The sequence below is a fragment of the Paenibacillus sp. FSL K6-1122 genome (genome assembly GCF_037977015.1).
Classification (GTDB): domain Bacteria; phylum Bacillota; class Bacilli; order Paenibacillales; family Paenibacillaceae; genus Paenibacillus; species Paenibacillus amylolyticus.
This window is the reverse complement of record NZ_CP150272.1, coordinates 3,225,935-3,246,866: the sequence shown is the minus strand read 5'-3', so window position 1 is coordinate 3,246,866 and position 20,932 is coordinate 3,225,935. Positions and strand designations below refer to the sequence as shown.

Genomic DNA, 20,932 nt, shown 5'->3' with positions numbered 1-20,932 from the left:
GAAGAAAAAACAAAGAATCACAGGCCACGGCCTGTGATTCAACGTAAACGGGTAAGCGAGTATAACACTTATCTTAAGGTCAGGATGATTGAAAATGACAGACTGATCCCGTTTACTCTGAACCAATAGTCAGAACCTTTGAACGTATTCAATTACCGATTCAAAGGAAGGAAGCGCAGTCTCATTGCATGTGTCATATTCAATAATCCACCTTTCATTATCATGTATAGATGTACAATTCTAATTATAATTTTCCAATTCCACCATGTCAACGGAACGATGAAAACACTACACCATCAGATTAGTACATCAAACTACTTTTGTTCCTGGTCATTACCGCTACTTAATTTCAATAGAAGTTCCTGGCTATGAACCTGACCTGTAGCCTGTGGAATTACTTCCTCGTAGTTGGCGGAATTCGTTACGATAATCGGCGTTACCGTGTGATAACCAGCAGCCTTAATCTGTGCAATATCGAACTCAAGCAACAGATCTCCCGCTTGGACCCGATCGCCTTCCTTGATATGGGACACAAAATGCTGTCCGTCCAATTTAACGGTATCAACTCCCACGTGAACTAATATCTCAGCACCGGTGTCTGATACTACAGCCAAGGCATGTTTTTTCTTGAATGCAACGGTAACTGTACCATCAAAAGGCGCTACGACTCTGCCCACAGTTGGCTCAATCGCGATCCCTTTACCCATTGCTCCCGATGCAAAAGCCGGGTCTGGAACTTCAGACAATTCAACAATCGTTCCTTCGATTGGGCTAAATACATTTTCGTCCGAAGCATTCGTTGCACGAACAGATTGCTGAGCGGATGTCGTAGGTTCGGTTTTTGTTTCTTCTTCAACCGGATCTTTGAAGCCCATGATGTACGTCAGTACAGCCGAAACAACAAACGATACTACGATACCCAGAATCAATCCTGGGAAACCTTGTCCGCCTGGTCCGTAGAAGATTGGTAAGGTCAGCAACCCTGGTGCGCCGGATGCAAATGCCAATGTGCCCGCTTGACCAATGATAGCTCCACCAACTGCACCACCGATTACGCCTGCAATGAATGGACGTTTCAGTGGTAATGTTACCCCATAGATGGCCGGTTCAGTAATACCGAATAATGCGGTCAACGTGGATGATCCCGCCAGCGTTTTCAGTTTTTTGTTCTTGGTTTTCAACATAACCCCAAAAGTAGCGCCCGTTTGAGCAAAGATTGAAGCTGTGGCAGCTGGTTTAACACCATCCTGTCCATACACTGCAACGTTGTTGATAAATACCGGAATCAGCCCCCAGTGTATTCCGAAGATAACGAGAAGCTGCCAGCTTGCACCCATAACGGCTCCTGCGAGCAATGGACTGAATCCAAATGCGGCAACCAGTCCAGCTGCAATTCCATTACCAACGTAGACACCAAATGGTCCGAATACCAACAGTGTCAGAGGTACCATAATCACTAGCAAAAATAATGGTGTAACAAAGTTTTTCACACTATCGTGAAGTGTTTTATTAAAGAACTTTTCCAACTTGCTCATGACAATGACAGCTAAAATGATAGGAATAACTGTAGATGAATAGTTCATCAAGATGACAGGGATACCGAAGAAATCCGTTGGTGTTCCCTCTGATTTCAACGCGACGATGGACGGATAGATCAGTGCTCCTGCAATCGTCATCGCTACAAACATATTTCCCTGGAATTTACGTGCTGTTGTAACCGCTAACAACAGAGGCAGGAAATAGAAGAGACTATCTGCTGCTGCATACAGGATTGTATATGTTGTTTCTGTCGTTTCCAGCCATCCAATATTGCTTGCAATCAACAATAACCCTTTTAGAATACCGGCTCCCGCCATAACACCCAGAAGTGGTGCAAAGATGCTGGATATGATATCGATAATCCCCCCGAGCCCTTTGGCTGCTTTGCGAGGTTTTTCTTTATCAGTCGAATCGTCCAGAATGTTACTGATCTGTCCAATGGCACTATAGACTTCAGGCACCTTGTTACCAACAACCACCTGAAACTGTCCTCCGTTTTCTTTGACTGCGATGATGCCTTCTGTTTTCTCCAGTTTGGCTTTGTCTGCCTTGGCATCGTCCTTCAATACAAACCGTAACCGTGTTGCACAATGAACCAGCGATTCCACATTTTTCTCACCGCCGACCAGTTCTACAATCTCTTTGGCCAGTTTCTCTTGACTCATGATCTGCACCCCCACTTTTTCTCAAACAGGCCTCTTACCGATTTTTTTTGCACGCAAAAAACCTAAGCCTTGAGCAAGGGGACACAATGGTCCTGACCTTCTCATGACTTAGGTTTTGCCTGCATAACCAGTAACAATCCCAGTTAAATCGTATTCAATTCCTGTTAATCACATATTATTATAATTAAACCATTTTTGTCAACATTTAAATATTATCGATTAACCACTCGTTCGATATGAACCGTCAGATACAACTTTTCTTCATTGGTCAGCTCATGGTTGTACTCTTTTTTGACAAACAACTCAATTTTCTCCATGCACGCTGCGGCATCCGGATGTTTCTCCTTAATCATGTCATAGAAATGATCATAGTTGTTGTCGTAATGCGTACCACTGAGCACACGCTGGGAGAAGAACTTCAGATGTGTGATAAAGCGAAAATAACTGAGAGAGTCCTCATCAAATTCCATTTTGAAATGATATTTCGCTATATTAATAATCTGCTGGATAAACTTCGTAATATTCATCGTTGTTATAACTTCTTCGTTCATCTCTGCGTTAACAATATGCAGGGCAATAAAAGCGGCTTCATCGGGTGGAAGCTCAATATTCATACGAGTGTTGATCTGTTCCAGCGTCCTCAGGCCCAGTTCGAATTCGGACTTGTACAACTGTTTGATCTCCCACATTAATGCGTTCTTGATCTCCACGCCTTCCCGATAACGTTCGATGGCGAAGTTAATATGGTCTGTAAGAGATACATAGATGTTCTCATTCAGCTTTCGACCCAGATTCTCACGCGCATACGTGATAATCTCTTCCACAATTTCAATCAGTTCCATCGGAACTTCCCGCAGCAGCATTTTGAAATTATCGGATGTTTGTTTGTTTTTCAATGCAAATACTTTCTGGATGCGGGTCTCGTCTACTTTATCCCCCGGCTTTTTCTTAAAGGCAATCCCACGTCCCATCACCACAAGCTCTGCTCCATCCGCCTGATAGATGCTAATGACGTTATTGTTGATAACCTTTGCTATTTTCAATTCAATCCCCCCGTCACGTTCCACTCTCTTGGCAGTTATACATCGTCTTTTGGGCATACAAAAAAAACCTGAAGCATCACAAAATAAACAAGACATGGTGGTCTGCTTTTTTTGGTGCTTAGGTTTTGCCTACTTCGAGTAGTAACAATCCCAGAAACGATATAATTGCGTCAAGTATAGCGCGAACCTGACTATATGTCAACGCTTTCAATGCGGGGACAAACGGAAGTCCCATGGTTATATAAATTGAATTAGATAATATTTACACTAGCTACTCCGATGACAGAACAACCTTCCGATCGCTGTTATCCCCAGCTTTTTTCTGTCCTCTCCGTTTTGTGTAGAAGTTTAGTTCAATTTATATAGATGAAACTTCCGATGTTTTATTGCCGTACAAGACCATTTTAATTCAGAAAAATATAAATTACGCGTCACCCAAGTTTGTTCCGTTGGATTCGATCACATTTTTGTACCACTCAAAACTCTTCTTCTTCAGTCGTGTCAGCTCACCTTGACCTTCATTATTACGATCCACGTAAATGTAGCCATAACGTTTTCTCATCTCACCTGAGGAGGCACTTACAATATCAATAGGTCCCCAGCTGGTGTAACCGATGATGTTCACTCCATCCTGAATGGCCTCACCCATTTCAGCTACATGTCGTTTCAAGTAGTCAATCCGGTACGCATCATCCACTTCACCTTCCGGTGTAACCTCGTCATTGGCACCAAATCCATTCTCAACAACAAACAGCGGCTTCTGATAACGATCATGTAGTTGATTGGCGGTAATACGGAATCCTTTGGGATCAATCGTCCAGCCCCACTCGGACTTCGCCAGATATGGATTGGCTACCGAGCCAAATACATTACCACTGGTCATATTTTTGATAACTTCCGGATCGGTACTAGTTGTACGACTTGAATAATAACTGAATCCGATATAATCTACGGTATGATTCTTCAAGATTTCCGCATCACCCGGCTGCATAACAATGTTCAACTCGTGATCTTTGAAGAAACGTTTGGCATAACCCGGATATTCCCCACGTGACTGCACATCGATGAAGAAATAGGACTCTCTATCTTTTTCCATGCCCTGGAACACATCTTCCGGATTACAAGTATACGGATAGAAGCTTCCTGCGGCGAGCATACACCCAATCATGGCACCAGGAATAATCTCATGACATGCCTTGACTGCCAGTGCACTTGCAACCAGTTGGTGGTGAGCAGCCTGATATTGAATTTCCTTGATGTTATCCCCTTCATTAAACGCCAGCCCCGCCCCAAGGAACGGAAGATGTAACAGCATGTTGATCTCATTAAATGTCATCCAGTATTTCACCTTGTCTTTGTACCGAGTGAATACCGTTGTAGCGTAAGTCTCGAAAAGAGTTACCAGTTCATGACTTCTCCAGCTGCCATACTTCTCGATCAGATGCACAGGCACATCGAAGTGAGCTAATGTAACCACAGGTTCAATGCCGTTTTTCAACAATTCATCAAATAGGTTATCGTAAAATTGTAATCCGGCTTCATTTGGCTGTGAATCTTCTCCTGTCGGGAAAATCCGTGCCCAAGCAATGGAGACACGCAGTGCTTTGAATCCCATTTCGGCAAATAAAGCAATGTCTTCAGGGTATCGGTGATAAAAATCGATTGCTTCATGCGAAGGATAGAACTCGGTAGCAAGCGGCGTAAAAGCTGGAACATTGCCTTTCATAATGCTTCTGCGGTTCTCTCCTGTTGGCAGCAAGTCAACAATACTCAGCCCTTTGCCATCTTCCAGATACGCGCCCTCCGCCTGATTGGCAGCAATGGCTCCACCCCACAAAAAGTCTTTAGGAAACTTAAAATTCGTCATCATCATTCTCCTTCCAAATATGTAATTCAGCTACCCGCTCAAATCCTGAAAAATATTAAAAAGACAAAATAGAAAAAACCCGAACCAGCCTGGGTACACGATTACGTGTAAACAAGCCAGCTCAGGTTATGCCCATATCGGTAACATTCCCAGATCATGATTATGCGGATTGGATAAAACTTTAGCAAGAATCAGAACAGTTGTCAACTTCTTGAAACCGGTTTAGCTTCGGATTGCCCACTACGATATTTGATAGAACGCAGCACATGTGCCGCCAAGAATCATCTGTTGATCTAGTATATGTAAGGCATTAATGTGAGAATTAATAAGACCATATACTTCAGAATACGTAGCTGAAACGTTGCTCACGGGCCAGTCGGACCCGAACATTAACCTTTGCGCACCAAAGGCTTCTATGGCGATATTCAGATAGGCTGTAAAATCCTTTGGAGTCCAATTTGCCCAGTCTGCTTCCGTCACCATCCCTGAAAGTTTACAGTACGCATTAGGTTGTGCGGCCAATGACTCAAGCGCTTCTTTCCACGGTGAGAGTATACCTGATTTTATGTCGGGTTTGGCTAGATGATCAAGTACAAATCGCTGTTCAGGAAACGTCTTAACCAGTTCAACGGCATAAGGCAGTTGCTCCTTGGATACCAACAGATCATAGGCCAAATCATACTCTTTTAGCAATGAAATTCCGCGCTGAAAGTCTTCTCTCAATACATACTTCAGATCAGGTTCATCCTGTATGACATGACGTACGCCCTTCAGATACGGATTGGACGCGAACAGTTCAAGCTGATTCCGAACTTCATCCGAACAAAGGTCCACCCATCCGACAACACCTTTGATACATTCATGCCGATCTGCCAACTGCAGAAGCCACTCGGTTTCTGTCAGTGATTGTCTGGCTTGTACCGCAATACATCCCTCCAGTCCGGATTGGATCAATAAAGGTTCAAGATCTTTTGGAAGAAAAGATTGACGAATGACTTTCATCTCTTCTCCAATCCATCCGTACTCGGCGACGTTGTATTCCCAAAAATGTTGATGTGCATCCAGCTTCATATTGGATCCCTCCCAGGGTATTTAAATCTAATTATCATTAAAAAGCAACCATATGATTTTCATTTCCAATGAAATAAACGCTCACTACACAATCTATTCATATGACAAAATCACTGATTTTCACATGATTTTTATTCCAATTGTGCAGGTATTGTCCAATATTAAATCATGATATAGTAAATTACGAAAACGCTTTCAGTGCATAAATCGGTGGTGATTCCAGTATTAAACAAGTGAATTTGGGTTTGCGTTGAGCTCTATTTTCACCCTGCTTAACCGCTATTCACGTTCAACCATTCTCTATTCGAAGGAGACTATATTAATGAAAAAAAACCGCAAATCAGTCCTTTCTCTTACGCTTGTGACTGCCCTGATTCTATCTCTATTCTCCTCGGCTATGGCTTCAGCTGCAACTGACAACAGCGAACAAGCCAGTGCATCACCCGCTCCAAGCAAAATGCAGACCTATGTAAACGCCATGGAGCCTGGCTGGAATCTGGGTAACTCTCTAGACGCCGTTGGTGAAGATGAAACAGCCTGGGGTAACCCACGCATTACGAAGGAACTAATTCAATCGATCGCAGCTGAGGGCTACAACAGTATCCGTATCCCTGTGACCTGGGAAGCCCACATCGGTGACGCACCCGACTACACAATTGATTCCGCTTACATGAATCGGGTTCAGGAAGTAGTAGACTGGGCGCTTGATGCGGATCTCTACGTCATGATCAATCTTCACCATGATTCCTGGCGCTGGATCAGTTACATGGAGAAAGACCATGACAATGTGCTTGCACGTTACAACGCTGCTTGGACTCAGATCGCAGACAAATTCAAAGATGCATCCGATAAACTCATGTTCGAAAGTGTTAACGAACCACGTTTCTCCGAAGGCGGCACAACAGATGCAGCGATTGGATATCGCATGCTGGACGAATTGAATACTTCTTTTCACAAAATCGTAAGAACTTCGGGTGGAAACAACGAGACACGTCCTCTTGTACTTCCAACGATGCATACCTCTTCCGCTCAACCTGATCTGGATGAACTGAATAAGACCATTCAAAAATTGAATGACACCAATATTATTGCAACCGTTCACTACTACGGGTTCTGGCCATTCAGTGTGAACATCGCAGGTTACACCAAGTATAACGAGGAAGTACAGAAGGACGTTACCGACACTTTTGATCGGGTATACAATGCTTTTACAGCGAAAGGCATTCCGGTTATCGTTGGTGAGTATGGCTTGCTTGGTTTTGATCAACACACAGGTGTCATTGAGCAAGGCGAAAAACTGAAATTCTTCGAATTTGTTGGACAATATCTGCGTCAAAAACAGATGACAACGATGTTGTGGGATAACGGACAACACTTCGGTCGCACAAGTTTTACTTGGTCTGATCAGGAATTGTTTGATACCATGAAAGCCAGCTGGACAGGTCGCTCATCCACAGCCGAAACGGATCTCGTATATCTTAAACAAAATGAAGCCATTCAAGATAAGAAGGTAAAACTCAATCTGAATGGGAACAAATTCAATTCGTTGAAAAATGGCACTACCCCTCTTGTAAGAGGTAAAGACTATACGATCAAAAAAGATGTGCTTACGTTAAAATCCAATCTGTTAACCAAATTGACAACCTCTGGTGATTTGGGCGTAAATGCCACACTCACGGCTGGATTCAATGAAGGTGCTGACTGGAACTTCAATATCATTAAATATGACACACCTAAGTTGAACGATGCAACAGGTACAACCAGTGCATTTGCCATTCCGACTACGTTTAACGGGAGCCAACTGGCAACGATGGAAGCAACATATGCAAACGGAGAAAACGCCGGTCCACAGAACTGGACTTCGTTCAAAGAATTCTCCTACACATTTAGCCCAGATTACGAACGTAATGTGATTGAGCTGAAACCTAACTTCTTCAATGAAACCAATGATGGCGAAGTCACGCTTAAGTTCCATTTCTGGAACGGAGATGTGCTGACGTACAAAATCACGAAAAATGGAACCAGCGTTGTTGGTGTAACTTCCAAATAAGAACTCATCTAACGTTCTGTACAGAGCTTTAAGCTCTGGCAGAACGTTTTGTTTTTGTTTCACAATTGATTGAATAACGTACAAGTGGCCCTTCATACCTTTACACTAACTAGGATTGAGGGGGAAATGTCATGTTTAAACGTGTAGACCGTCTTGCCATCGAACTACCCATATCCAATAATCCGGACCCTAATGGAGCTAGTGCAGTTCAGGAGTTGCTTGGTGGAAAGTTCGGGGAAATGTCAACATTAAATAACTATATGTTTCAGTCATTTAATTTCAGAGGTAGATCCAAGCTGCGTCCATTTTATGACATTGTTGCAAGTATTACTGCGGAGGAATTCGGCCATGTCGAACTTGTCGCCAATACGATTAACCTCATGCTTGAAGGTTCAACATCACCAGGTGACCCAGACTCCACACCACTGCGTGTTGGTAAAGACGCACGGATGACGTCACACTTTATCGAATCGGCCCAGACAGCGCTCCCGTATGACTCCATGGGAAGACCCTGGAATGGTTCATATGTTGTGAGCAGTGGCAATCTGATCTTTGATCTGCTGCATAATTTCTTTCTTGAATGCGGAGCCAGGACTCACAAAATGAGAGTCTACGAAATGACGGACAACAAAACAGCCCGAGAAATGACAGGTTATCTGCTTGTTCGCGGCGGTGTGCACGTTCTGGCGTATGCCAAGGCACTGGAAATTGCAACGGGCGTTGATGTAACAAAGATGTTCCCTATTCCGCGACTGGATAATAAAGCTTTTGAAACGACACGTAAGTGGGAAGCGAAGGGTGAGCACCGCAGGTTGTACACGTTCAGCGACAAGGATTATCAGGGCATTGCCCAGATCTGGAAAGGGACACACCCAACCGATGGTGGTAAACTGGAGGCTTTTGCAGGCTTGCCGGGGTATGGAGGGCCAGTGCCTGAGCTACCTGATCTGCCGGAAGAATTTGCGCCAGGGATATCCGCGGAAGATCTAATGCAGATTGCCGAGCGACTGAAACGTCACGCTGGTCTGTAGGATCACGATCAACGTTTGTTTTTCATGGGCGTCGATTGGATAACCGTAAACTGGTGCTACCTTGTGTGCTGGAACTCTTTGTTTAATTAGATTATTGATGATCTGTTTCTTTGATTTCTTATGGCGCACACAAAAAAGGGAAACGGGGGAGATACATCTCTCCCCGCTTCCCACTTTACACGCCTCTATTGTGGCTCAGTAAATTTCACTACCAGCACCGTTTCCCCATTGGCTTGCACACGACCGGTTGAGGCTGCTGTAACAGTTGCTATCGCTTCGTTTCCACTTGGGATCAACACAGGTGTAATCAAAGGTAGACCCGCAGCCTGAATGACATCCATGTCAAATTCGATCAACAATTGACCTGCAGTTACACGATCTCCGCTATTCACATGTGCGGTAAAACCGTTTCCTTTCAGTCCAACCGTATTAATTCCGATATGAACCAACATCTGTACACCTGTCTCATGCTCCAGAATCACCGCATGTTTACTCTTGTTCATGACATGTGCGATGACTCCATCAAACGGTGCGTACACTTTTCCTTCTGATGGCTCAATGGCAATGCCTTCACCCATGTGTTTTTCCGAGAACGCCGGGTCAGGAACCTGCTCCAGAGAAACGACGGTACCGTTCATTGGCGAAGCGATTTCGAGAAAATCTACCTTAGGACGATTGCTTGTAACGGCATCGGTAACTGAATTAATACGCGGATTAGAGTCCTCTGCTTTAACTTCAGTTGATGTTACTCCACTGTTCTCATGGCTCACCGATTCTTCTGCGACCGGTTGATCCTTATATCCGAAGAACCAGGTAAGTGCAAATGCAATCGCCATGGCAACTACGTTGGACAAGATATACAACGGCAGTTGGCTGTTCAGATAGAGCAGTGTACCGGGAATAACCGTTACAGCCATGCCTGTACCCTGCAGATGGAACAAGGAAGCGATGAAACCACCCACACCACCACCAACAAGTCCCATAATAAATGGTTTCATATAACGCAAGTTAACTCCGAAGATCGCTGGCTCCGTAATGCCCAGAAATGCGGACAAGGAAGAAGGTAATGCGAGTGCTTTGAGTTTCATATTTTTGGTCTTCAGACCGACTGCGAGACAAGCCGCTCCTTGAGCTGCCATGGCACAGGTAATGATGGCGTTGAACGGATTGAATCCCGTTTTCTCCAGTAGCTGAATCTCCAGGAAATTAAAGATGTGATGTACACCGGTAACGACAATAATCTGATGGAAGAATCCAATGATAATACCAGCGATTCCAAACGGCAGATCCAATACGGCAGTTGTTCCATGCAGCACCCACTCTTCTAGGGAATGGAATACGGGACCAATGGCGAAAAGTCCAAGCGTAATCATGACTGTCAACGTAATAAAAGGAGTCAGAATTAAGTCCAATGCCTCAGGCACCCGTCTTCTTAGTACCTTCTCAAACTTGGCTCCAATCAAACCTACAAAGAACGCAGGCAGAACCGAACCTTGATAACCCACGACAGGTATAAAACCGAACATATGCAGCGGCTGTGCTGATCCATCTGCCACCGCGTAAGCATTGGGTAATGCAGGATTGACCAGCATTAGCCCCAGTACGATACCAAGTACTGGACTTCCGCCAAATACGCGGAATGCGGACCACGCTACAAGTGCAGGTAGAAATGCAAATGCCGTATCCGTCAGGATTTGAGTGAACAACAGGAAATTGGCCGAGATATCATCCGGTGTTGCACCGAATAACGCCAGAATTTCATTCTGGGTAAGTAATCCGCGCAATCCCATGAACAGTCCTGTAGCTACCAGTACGGGAATGATGGGTACAAATACGTCACCAAACGTGCGGATAGCCCGTTGAAAAGCATTTCCTTCTTTTTTCCCCTGACTCTTCACATCTTCCTTGGACGTTCCTTCGATGCCCAGCTTCTCAACCTCTTCAAAGATTCGATTCACTGTTCCCGTACCAAAGATAATCTGATATTGACCTGAGTTGAAAAAAGCACCTTTCACCTTCTCGATATTCTCGACCGTTTTCTGATCAATCTTTTCTTTATCTTTCACCATGATACGAAGACGTGTTGCACAATGTGCAAATGATGCGATATTCTCTTTGCCCCCGATGGCATGAATGACTTCCTGGGCAATTCGTTGATTCTCCGACATGTTATCTCATTCCTCTCACGTAATACTTAATAATTCCATTGAGTTGCTTCAAAATCAGCTTTGCCTCCGTGTGTAAAGAAATGAATGTCCACGCTGTCCCGGCTTGGGAAAATGCGGCTGGTAAAGACCTCTTCCCCATCGTTCACAAAGATCTCGACGGAAGACGAATCTACGAACAGATGGAACTTGATCACTTCCGAAGTAAGTGTGCACTTTCGTACAACACCATTCTGCTCTGCCAGCTCGGTACCAGACATCGTCCGATCCAAGACAACTTTCAGCTGAATCCGATCATACAGAAGAACCGTTTTTTCAGTTCCATTTGCCCGGAATTCGATGCCTACAACCTCTGCTTCTACATGGCTTATCTCACATATCAGCTCATAGGCAATCCCATTAAAACCAGTGAAAGATCGACTCTCATTATCAATCGTTGCGCGAATATGTGTCCCTTCCTCCTGCTGACGTAATTGGACCATCTCTGCAACCGGTTGTTGAATTAACTTGCCGTCACGGAGTGACAATTGCCGAGGAATGGTCAGGCAATGAGCCCAGCCACTACCGTCTGTCGGATATTCCAGATCGGGAAGTCCCATCCATCCAACCAGAATACGTCTTCCGTCCGGGCCCTGCATCGTCTGCGGCGCATAGAAGTCGAATCCACGATCCAGTTCCTGAAATTCACCATGATTGAACTCTCTCGTCTGGAGATTGAGCGGCTCACCGATCAGATAACCGGATTGAAAAATATTCTGATAATGATCTCCCGCTGCATCTAAGCCTTGCGGGGAAAAGACAAGTACACCTTTCCCGTCCATCTCCATATAATCCGGGCACTCCCACATGTAACCAAAGGAGGTTAATTGCGTACGAATTTCACCAAGGAACTCCCAGTTGTTCAGATCAATGGAGCGATACAGCACTGTACATCCCGTCTCGTCTGTTCTCTGCGCACCAATTACACAATAATACGTGTCTCCTTGTTTCCACACCTTGGGATCTCTGAAGTGTTCCGTGTATCCGGCTGGCACAGACGAGATCACGGGATCATTCAGTTTGGTTACTGAACCGCTTTCATCCATAACTGCCAGGCATTGATACGGATGTCTGACCCAATCCTCATCTCTGGTATTGCCCGTGTATAGCAAGTGCAGCTTGCCGTCTTTTTCAATTGCGCTACCGGAATAAGCTCCGTGTGAGTCATACCTGCCACCCGGTTCGATTCCAATCCCGACATTTTCCCAGTTCACCAGATTCTTCGAGCGGGTATGATACCAGTATTTCATGCCATGTTCTGTCCCAAGTGGAAACCACTGATAGAACAGATGATAATAGCCTTGATAATATGCAAAGCCGTTAGGATCATTAAGTAGACCTGTTATCGGCTGAATGTGATAACTTTGTCTCCAAGGACATACGGATATCTGTGCTTCAAGCTTCGCAATCTCTCCAGGCTCTGCTTGCTCAATTCGTCTGTAGCGTTGCTCTCTAGTCATTTTCATAGCTGTTCTCCATTCTTGCTTATATAAGTTAGACCAAGAAATTTCACACTGGGACTACGATGGCAGAACAATCCTCCGATCGCTGTTATCCCCAGATTTCCTGATCCCTTTTCTAAAGGGTGAAATCCGGTGCTAAAGGCGAACACTACATTTCTTCAGATTTTTTCTGCCCTCTCCGTAAATGTTTATTTCTTATTTAACTTATACGAAAATCAAATATAGGAACCGGTTCCAAAGGACACAAAAAAATAATTCCATATGGCATTAGTGCCTGCCCGTGTTCGCATATCCGCATTGGATATTCACAATGGAACCGGTTCGATGGAATTATCATAAAGGATGTTTTTATAATTTGTCAACGCTTTCTCGAGGAATTAGTTCTACGTCCAGTGTTGTTCGTTCCTCCACCGACTCGCCTTTGACCAGACGAATAATGTGATTCGCCGCTACTTTGCCCGCCTGCAAATAATGATATTTCACAGTCGTCAGCGTGGGATGAATCATCTCCGTAATATCATATCCGCCAAATCCCGTAACAGACAAATCTTGCGGTATGCGGATTTTATTGGAGAATGCAATCTTCATCACACCCAGTGCGATATTATCCGTGGCCCCCACGATGATCGTTGGTGTGGTCTCTTTCAGTATGGCTTCAGCGGTAACGATGGCTTCAGACATCTTAAAGCTTGTCTCATAATACTTCACTTCACATCCACCACACTCGGCGATTGCTCGCTGGAACCCTTGTTTACGATAGATTCCTACCGCCCGATCCTTCTCGCTAACCCCCATATACACGATCTTGCGGTGACCCTGTTCGACGACATATCTGCCCATCTCATAACCTGCCTGATCATCATTGTGAACCAGACTGTGCAGTTGCTCATGCTGCTGCCCTACCAATAACACCGGAATCCGTATATCCTCAACGGCCTTCAGATGTGCTTCGGTCACTTCAGCAGCCAGCAGAATAATACCCGATACCTTCTGTCGTGCAAAATCATAGATGGCATCAATCTCCCGTTGCATGTCCTGACTCGTATTTGCGATAAGCATCTGATACTGATTACTCCGCAGTTCTTCATCAATTCCGATCAATGTCTGTGATGTTGCAAACGAATCAAGACGTGGCACAACCGTACCGATGATACTGGTCTTCTTAGCCTTCAGACTCTGTGCAAATGTATTGGGAACATAGTTGTATTGTTTGATAATACGCTCAATCTTCTGGCGTGTATCCTCACTAACCGATCCGCCATTCAGGAAGCGAGAGACCGTGCTTTTTGCCACACCTGCCATCTGAGCGATATCAGAAATCGTTTTATTCATAAAGACTCCTCTTGTTTCTTTAACTAGTTTACCTTTTATTATACTTCGAATCGCGAACCTATGGCGAATTTGATTCAACTCCATTTAATACACATCACGTTGTACAACTCCGAATAAACAACAAAAGCCCGATGGCAATGTGACGTCCATACCGAAGTATGATCCGACATTCATCAGGCTGTTAAGCTTCCATATACATGTTTGCACAGACCATTAGGGCAAGGATAATCCCTATCCCTGCTGACTCAGACCTCAATAATAATTGGCAAGATCATAGGTCTTCGCTTCGTTTGAGCGTAAATATAGTGACCGATCTCGTCTTTCAGCTTTCTTTTGATCACATTCCACTGATTCACCCCAGCCCCGGTCAACTCACCCATCCGGTATAGAACAAGCTCATGGATCTCATGCATGAATTCTTCCGAATCCTTAACAAATACAAACCCTCGGGAGATAATTTCGGGTGACGTGACCATCTGTTTTTCCGTTTTGCTCAGTGTAGTCACAATCACCAGCATGCCATCGGAGGACAGTTGCCTGCGGTCGCGAAGTACAATATTGCCGACATCCCCCATGATCAGACCGTCTACGAGACTATTTCCTGATGCAATTTTGGGACCCAGCGAAGCAATGCCGTCTTTGTACTGGACCATATCCCCATTATTCACGATAAACACATGATCACGCTCTATACCTACGGATTCAGCAAGCAGTCTGTGTTGATACAACATGCGAAACTCACCGTGGATCGGAATCAGATAATCCGGTTTCATCAGGGTAAGCATCAATTTGAGTTCTTCCTGACTGCCGTGTCCGGACACATGCATCCCAGCAGCACCACTTGAACCATATATCACACGTGCTCCGAGAACATACAGGTTATCAATTACATGTGCAAGATTTCGTTCATTGCCCGGAATGGCTCCGGCAGCAATAATGACCGTGTCCCCGGCGTTAATTCTTACGTGAGGATGTTTACCGGATGCCAAACGTGACAATGCTGCCATCGCTTCTCCCTGGCTACCGGTGCATAATACAACAACTTGTTCTGGTGGAAACTGATCCGAATCGATAGCTTCAATCAACAATCCATCAGGAACTTGCAAATACCCCAATTCACTGGCCACCGATACCACATTCACCATACTTCTGCCCAACAGTGCCAGTTTGCGCCCCGTCTCGAATGCTGCATTCACAATCTGCTGTACCCTGCTGACATTCGACGCAAAGGTAGAGATAAATACTTTTTGTTTTGCACGGATAAAGGCATCCAGAATGTGGTCTCCCACAACACGCTCGGAAGGTGTAAATCCCGGTCTTTCTGCATTGGTACTTTCGGAGAGCAAAATATGGACACCCTGTTTGCCAATCTCGGCCATACGGTGCAGATCTGGGAAGGGTCCATGTACAGGCGACATATCAAATTTGAAATCTCCGGTATGCACAACATTGCCTGCTGGGGTCTGAAAAAAGATACCAAGACAATCCGGTATACTATGGCTGGTTGCAAAAAAAGAAACCTCGATCCCTCCCAGCGTAATGCTGGAATGAGCATCGATCGTATGCAAGTCGGCTTTGCGCAGCAACCCATGCTCTTTCAGTTTAAGTTCGATCAGCCCACGAGTGAGCCTGGATGCATACACCGGAATGTTCATTTGTTTTAACAAATAGGGAATGCCACCGATGTGATCTTCATGTCCATGGGTAACTACAAGACCCCTTACTTTATCCAGATTCTCCAGCAGATACGTTACATCCGGAATGATCAGATCAATACCAGGCAATGTCTCATCAGGAAACTTCGAACCACAGTCAATCACGATGATGTCCTGATGGTACTGGATGAAATACATATTCTTTCCTATTTCATTCACGCCGCCAAGTGCAGCGATATACAGTTTGTTGTGGGCTAGATTCAACTCTATTATTCCTCCTCTGCGTGGCAATCGTATACGATACGGATCTATATTCCTAGTATGGAAGCAATCGCCTCAGTTATGCATTTCAGCGTGATTATGCCAAAAAACCACCATGGAATTTTCATTCCATAGTGGTTTAGACGAAACGTAAATACAGTTACACCAATGATTTATCACGCTGTAGTAATACGTCTTGTTCATAGGATTTGATATCGGTGATCCACTTCTCACGAACTGGAACGCCTTGCTGAGCACAATAGTAGTCCCAGATCGCGCCAAACGGATAGGATTTGAACTCTTCCGTTAAGGCAAGGCGCAACGTGTAATCCCCTTCCAACTCGGCTTGTTTCAAGGAATCCACTGGTTCGAGCATCGCACGCAGAAGAGCTTTGATCGTGTTACGAGTACCCACAACCCATGCAGCTACACGGTTAATACTTGCATCAAAGAAATCCAGTCCAATATGTGTGGTCGCAAGCAGATCATGTCGAACCAGTTCACGGGCAATTTCCAGCAGCTCATCGTCCATGATTACCACATGGTCACTATCCCAACGCATCGGGCGGCTTACGTGAAGCAGGATGCCGCTTGTAAACAAAGACAATGACGACAGTTTATTGGAAATAACCTCTGTAGGATGGAAATGACCCGCATCCAGGCAGATTAACGTATCATTTTGCAAACCGTAACCCATATAGAATTCATGAGAACCCACCACATATGCTTCCGAACCCAGACCAAACAGCTTACTCTCTACCGCGTCCAGGTTGTGCTCCGGGTTAAGTGGTTCGCCGAATACTTCATCCAGCGATTCTTTGAGACGTTTGCGTGGTGTCAACCGATCAACCGGATTATCTTTGAATCCGTCCGGTACCCATACATTGGTTACACAAGTCTGACCAAGCTGTTCCCCGAAATAAGCACCAATCCGGCGGGATGCCTTGCAGTGATCAATCCAGAACTTGCGAATTTCAGGATCTGGATGACTGAGCGTGAACCCGTCACTTGATTTTTCATGGGAAAAACATGTTGGGTTGAAGTCCAGACCGAGTCCTTGTTCTTTCGCCCATTTCACCCAGTTCTCATAATGCTTTGGCTCAATCTGATCCAGTTCAACCTGCTCGTCTGTATCCGTGTAAATCGCGTGCAGATTGACCTTATGTTTGCCGGGAATCAGAGCAAAGGCTTGCTCCAGATCTTTACGAAGTTCTGCTGGTGTGGTCGCAGCGCCCGGATATTGACCTGTGACGGAAATACCACCTGTTAACTCCCCATCTTTATTCAGAAATCCTTTGACGTCGTCGCCTTGCCAGCAGTGTACGGATACTTTGATCTCCGCGAGTTTGTTCAGTACCTCGTCCGTATCAATTCCGTGCTGGGCATACAATGCCTTGGCCGCTACATACGCTTGCTTGACTTGGTTATCCATCCGCAAGAACCCTCCTAATTTAACGTGTAAATGCTGCCGGTACACCGCCATCAATGGTCATCATGCAACCGGTTGTTTTTTCGGATTTCGAAGAAGCAAAGAATGCAATTCCTTCCGCAATATCTCTTGGATAGATATTCACGAGCAATGTCGTCCGTTTGCGATAATACTCTTCCAATTGATCCGGTTCAATTCCATATGCCGCTGCTCGTTCGTTTCTCCAGGAACCGTTCCAGATCGCTGAACCCTGTAGAATGGCATCAGGAAGAATCGTGTTGACACGGATGCCATACTCTCCACCTTCTGCTGCAATACAACGTGCCAGATGTGCTTCCAGCGCTTTCGCTGAGCTGTAAGCCGAAGCACTTTTACCTGCATACACCGAGTTCTTGGACCCGATAAATACCATGCTTCCACCAATACCCTGCTGTTTCATCAGCTTGAACGCTTCACGAGCCACGAGGAAATACCCTGTACCCAGAACATTCATATTCAGGTTCCATTCTTTCAGGGATGTTTCGTCAAATGGGCTGGATGTCGCCAATCCGGCATTGTTCACGATGATATCCACTCCGCCATACTGCACCGCAACATCAGCATACGCAGATTGAACGGCTTCCTCATCGGTGACGTCCATTTTCAACGCATAAGCACGGTTCGTACCGTACTGATCATTGATTTCCTGTGCTACTTTCTGTGCGCCCTCCAGGTTGAGATCAGCAAGCACTACATGTGCGCCTTCAGATACCAATCTGCGTGCCGTTTCACTTCCGATCCCGCCTGCGCCGCCTGTAATAAACGCCACTTTACGGGAGAACTCGGTTTCTGCCGGTGCCAAAGACAATTTGTACAATTCCAGCGGCCAGTACTCCACATTGTAAGATTCATTTGCACTGAGTGATACGAATTGGCCCAAGCTAGTAGCTCCACGCATAACGGCAATGGCTCTGTGATACAACGCTCCGCTTACTTGGGAAAGCGCCCAGCTCTTACCTGTGTTGATCATGCCCACACCTGGAATGAGGATAACGCGTGGTGCCGCTTCGAACATGACGTCACCTTCGTTTTTGTTGCTCTCAAAATACTGCTGATATTGCTCTTTGTAGGCTGCCACGCCTTCCACCAGTTTCGCTTTTAAGCCTTCGATATCATTCGCATCCGGCGCCCAATCAATGAACAGAGGTACCACTTTGGTATGTACCAGATGATCCGGGCAAGCCGCACCCACCTGTGACAATTGCGGAGAATCCGCCCCGCCAATAAAAGCAAGTACGTCCTCTTGATCGTCAAAGGACAAAATCATTTTTTTGCTATCCGATACCGCTCCACGAATCGTTGGCATTACACGTGATACGATCTGACGACGAACATCAGCGGCAAGTGCCTGGTGTTTCACACCACCAAACAAACTTTCTTCGTTCACTCGTGCTTCGATGAAAGCTTCTGCTTCATTGATAATCTTGATAGTCTGAGCGTAACATTCCTCGGATGTTTCTCCCCAAGTGACAAGTCCGTGTTTTTCCATCAGTACGAGTTCCGCATTGGGATTCGAGAATACGCTTTCAGCAATCATTTTAGATAACGTAAACCCTGGACGTACATAAGGCACCCATACAAATCGATCACCGTAGATCTCTTTCGCCAATTCCTTGCCGTTATGCGCACAACACAGGCTGATAATCGCATCCGGGTGCGTATGATCCACATGTTTATATGGAAGAAATGCATGCAGCAGAGTCTCGATAGAGGCGCGCGGGTGCTTGGCATCAATCATGCAATGTCCCAGATATTCAACCATCTCTTCATCCGACATGGATTCACGTTCAATTAATGGTCGAATGTCTTCGAGCCCAAGTCCGGTAAAATGTTTCGCTTCCATGGAACCCAGATCAGAGCCGCTTCCCTTCACATACATTACTTCTACATCACGACCACGAAAATCCTTCACTGTCGTTTTGGTAGACGTATTGCCACCGTAGATGTTACATACACTGCGATCAGTTCCAATCAGATTGGATCGGTAAACCAACTGCTCAAGTCCTGTTGTTTTCTCAGATGCCTGCGATGCATTCCATAAACTCTGTACCATTTGTTTCCCTCCGATAATGTTTGTTTTATTCCTAATCCGAGTTTAACATCTTTGTTTTATTTTGAAAACAAAATATTTTAAAACCAAACGGAAATATTCAAAAGTCATTATAGATTGAACTATTTTATTAAAAAAAACACCCTGACGTAACCGTCAGAGTGTTCCTGTTTCAACGGCGGATTAGAAAATCCCCGCTTTTTGAGAAGTGTTTTTAATACCATAGGTATCATTAACTACGGTGTTGCCAAAGCTCGTTAAGCTTCCGTTCGGACCTGTGGCCATGTCCAGATAGTTTAGACCGGAGCTGTTTCCGTACCAAGACCAGGCAAGCCAACCTACCCCTTTTTCCTGACCATATCTCATGATGGCATACTCGTCCACATCACCGTTTGTGTGATATCCCCCGAATTCACCAATGATCAGAGCCAATCCTTTGTTCAGCACATTCTCCATATTGGCTTTGACCGTTGCAGCATCTTTGCCAGCATACTCATACATATGAATGGAGAAGACGGTATTTTTTTGAGAATCGGCTGCAAATACACTTTGTCCATAATCCACGATGGATTGAGGGAACTGTCCCCATCCGGCTGCATCCACAATTAGCGTATTTTTAATTCCCGCATTTCTAAGTTTCGGAATGGCTTTTTTGTAACCATCAGCCCACGCACTTCCATTCCACGTTCCATACCATTCATTGGCGATGTTGACGATGACCCGATCTTCTTTGCCAATCAAAGCTTCCTTAATGCTAATCCAGTAGTTTACTGCCGCATCCAACGAATTATAGTCATCTTTCCCTGTGGCGTCATGTACTTCAAGTACAGCTATCATTTTATTTTGGTTAACCACATTAATAATATTTTTAACAGCGTTCAGATCATCTTTGGTGTACAGGCTACCATTCGAAAGAACAATACGTACCGTATTGGCACCTGTTTTGGCGATTGCAGGGATAGCGGTATTCAAATCATTTTTGAACCAGGAATGTCCGTGATTAACACCTCTCATGACAAAAGCCTTGCCTGTGGAATCGTATAGCTTGTTACCGCTTACATAAAATCCTGTAGCAGCAGATGCTTTGGAGGCTGCACTCCCTAATACCATGAACATGAGAGCAGCAATAACCGTGAAGATTGTACACTTTTTCAGATTAACCATTCGTTTGGAACCTCCTGTATTTGTTTTTTTTATTTCAATTAACCCTGCTCTAGGCAAGAAGTTAACTAA

General features: G+C 45.0%; 13 protein-coding genes. 2 read left to right on the top strand and 11 right to left on the bottom strand.

What is annotated here, in order from left to right; all coding sequences use genetic code 11:
* Positions 1–314 precede the first annotated feature (314 nt).
* The 4 genes from NSQ20_RS14900 to NSQ20_RS14885 form a co-directional block, all read right to left on the bottom strand.
* Positions 315–2,204, bottom strand: coding sequence for a beta-glucoside-specific PTS transporter subunit IIABC (locus tag NSQ20_RS14900; RefSeq protein WP_340032866.1), 1,890 nt, complete (start codon positions 2,202–2,204; stop codon positions 315–317).
* Positions 2,205–2,416: 212 nt separating this feature from the next.
* Complete coding sequence (locus tag NSQ20_RS14895) at positions 2,417–3,247, bottom strand: PRD domain-containing protein (RefSeq protein WP_074094875.1); 831 nt, start codon at positions 3,245–3,247, stop codon at positions 2,417–2,419.
* 424 nt (positions 3,248–3,671) lie between these two features.
* Complete coding sequence (locus NSQ20_RS14890) at positions 3,672–5,114, bottom strand: 6-phospho-beta-glucosidase (protein WP_340033030.1); 1,443 nt, start codon at positions 5,112–5,114, stop codon at positions 3,672–3,674.
* Positions 5,115–5,354: 240 nt separating this feature from the next.
* Entirely contained in the window at positions 5,355–6,185 is an 831-nt protein-coding gene (locus tag NSQ20_RS14885; protein ID WP_340032865.1) for an amidohydrolase family protein, read from the bottom strand.
* Positions 6,186–6,507: 322 nt separating this feature from the next.
* Here NSQ20_RS14885 and NSQ20_RS14880 point away from each other — a divergent pair, with 322 nt between their 5' ends.
* Positions 6,508–8,235 carry a cellulase family glycosylhydrolase gene (locus NSQ20_RS14880; protein ID WP_340032864.1) on the top strand — a complete coding sequence of 576 codons (1,728 nt, stop codon included), beginning with the start codon at positions 6,508–6,510 and terminating at the stop codon, positions 8,233–8,235.
* A gap of 131 nt (positions 8,236–8,366) precedes the next feature.
* Positions 8,367–9,266, top strand: coding sequence for a manganese catalase family protein (locus tag NSQ20_RS14875; RefSeq protein WP_339187735.1), 900 nt, complete (start codon positions 8,367–8,369; stop codon positions 9,264–9,266).
* 185 nt (positions 9,267–9,451) lie between these two features.
* On the opposite strand, the gene NSQ20_RS14870 is transcribed toward NSQ20_RS14875, so the two are convergent.
* The 7 genes from NSQ20_RS14870 to NSQ20_RS14840 form a co-directional block, all read right to left on the bottom strand.
* Complete coding sequence (locus tag NSQ20_RS14870; protein ID WP_340032863.1) at positions 9,452–11,434, bottom strand: sucrose-specific PTS transporter subunit IIBC; 1,983 nt, start codon at positions 11,432–11,434, stop codon at positions 9,452–9,454.
* Positions 11,435–11,460: 26 nt separating this feature from the next.
* Positions 11,461–12,936, bottom strand: a complete 1,476-nt coding sequence (locus NSQ20_RS14865; RefSeq protein WP_036608466.1) for a sucrose-6-phosphate hydrolase — start codon at positions 12,934–12,936, stop codon at positions 11,461–11,463.
* Between the two features lie 345 nt (positions 12,937–13,281).
* On the bottom strand, positions 13,282–14,265 hold the full coding sequence (locus NSQ20_RS14860) for a LacI family DNA-binding transcriptional regulator (RefSeq protein ID WP_036608469.1): 984 nt from the start codon (positions 14,263–14,265) through the stop codon (positions 13,282–13,284).
* A gap of 245 nt (positions 14,266–14,510) precedes the next feature.
* Positions 14,511–16,184, bottom strand: a complete 1,674-nt coding sequence (locus tag NSQ20_RS14855; RefSeq protein WP_036608472.1) for a ribonuclease J — start codon at positions 16,182–16,184, stop codon at positions 14,511–14,513.
* A gap of 157 nt (positions 16,185–16,341) precedes the next feature.
* Positions 16,342–17,613, bottom strand: coding sequence for an L-rhamnose isomerase (rhaA, locus tag NSQ20_RS14850; protein ID WP_340032862.1), 1,272 nt, complete (start codon positions 17,611–17,613; stop codon positions 16,342–16,344).
* A 19-nt stretch (positions 17,614–17,632) separates the two neighbouring features.
* Positions 17,633–19,702, bottom strand: coding sequence for a bifunctional aldolase/short-chain dehydrogenase (locus tag NSQ20_RS14845; protein ID WP_340032861.1), 2,070 nt, complete (start codon positions 19,700–19,702; stop codon positions 17,633–17,635).
* Between the two features lie 180 nt (positions 19,703–19,882).
* Positions 19,883–20,863 carry a glycoside hydrolase family 5 protein gene (locus NSQ20_RS14840; protein WP_340032860.1) on the bottom strand — a complete coding sequence of 327 codons (981 nt, stop codon included), beginning with the start codon at positions 20,861–20,863 and terminating at the stop codon, positions 19,883–19,885.
* Between the last annotated feature and the right edge of the window lie 69 nt (positions 20,864–20,932).

Coding starts and splice junctions, on each gene's coding strand:
- NSQ20_RS14900 (WP_340032866.1), bottom strand. CDS start 2,204: ATGAGTCAAGAGAAACTGGCCAAAGAGATTGTAGAACTGGTCGGCGGT.
- NSQ20_RS14890 (WP_340033030.1), bottom strand. CDS start 5,114: ATGACGAATTTTAAGTTTCCTAAAGACTTTTTGTGGGGTGGAGCCATT.
- NSQ20_RS14885 (WP_340032865.1), bottom strand. CDS start 6,185: ATGAAGCTGGATGCACATCAACATTTTTGGGAATACAACGTCGCCGAG.
- NSQ20_RS14880 (WP_340032864.1), top strand. CDS start 6,508: ATGAAAAAAAACCGCAAATCAGTCCTTTCTCTTACGCTTGTGACTGCC.
- NSQ20_RS14875 (WP_339187735.1), top strand. CDS start 8,367: ATGTTTAAACGTGTAGACCGTCTTGCCATCGAACTACCCATATCCAAT.
- NSQ20_RS14870 (WP_340032863.1), bottom strand. CDS start 11,434: ATGTCGGAGAATCAACGAATTGCCCAGGAAGTCATTCATGCCATCGGG.
- NSQ20_RS14865 (WP_036608466.1), bottom strand. CDS start 12,936: ATGAAAATGACTAGAGAGCAACGCTACAGACGAATTGAGCAAGCAGAG.
- NSQ20_RS14860 (WP_036608469.1), bottom strand. CDS start 14,265: ATGAATAAAACGATTTCTGATATCGCTCAGATGGCAGGTGTGGCAAAA.
- rhaA (WP_340032862.1), bottom strand. CDS start 17,613: ATGGATAACCAAGTCAAGCAAGCGTATGTAGCGGCCAAGGCATTGTAT.
- NSQ20_RS14845 (WP_340032861.1), bottom strand. CDS start 19,702: ATGGTACAGAGTTTATGGAATGCATCGCAGGCATCTGAGAAAACAACA.
- NSQ20_RS14840 (WP_340032860.1), bottom strand. CDS start 20,863: ATGGTTAATCTGAAAAAGTGTACAATCTTCACGGTTATTGCTGCTCTC.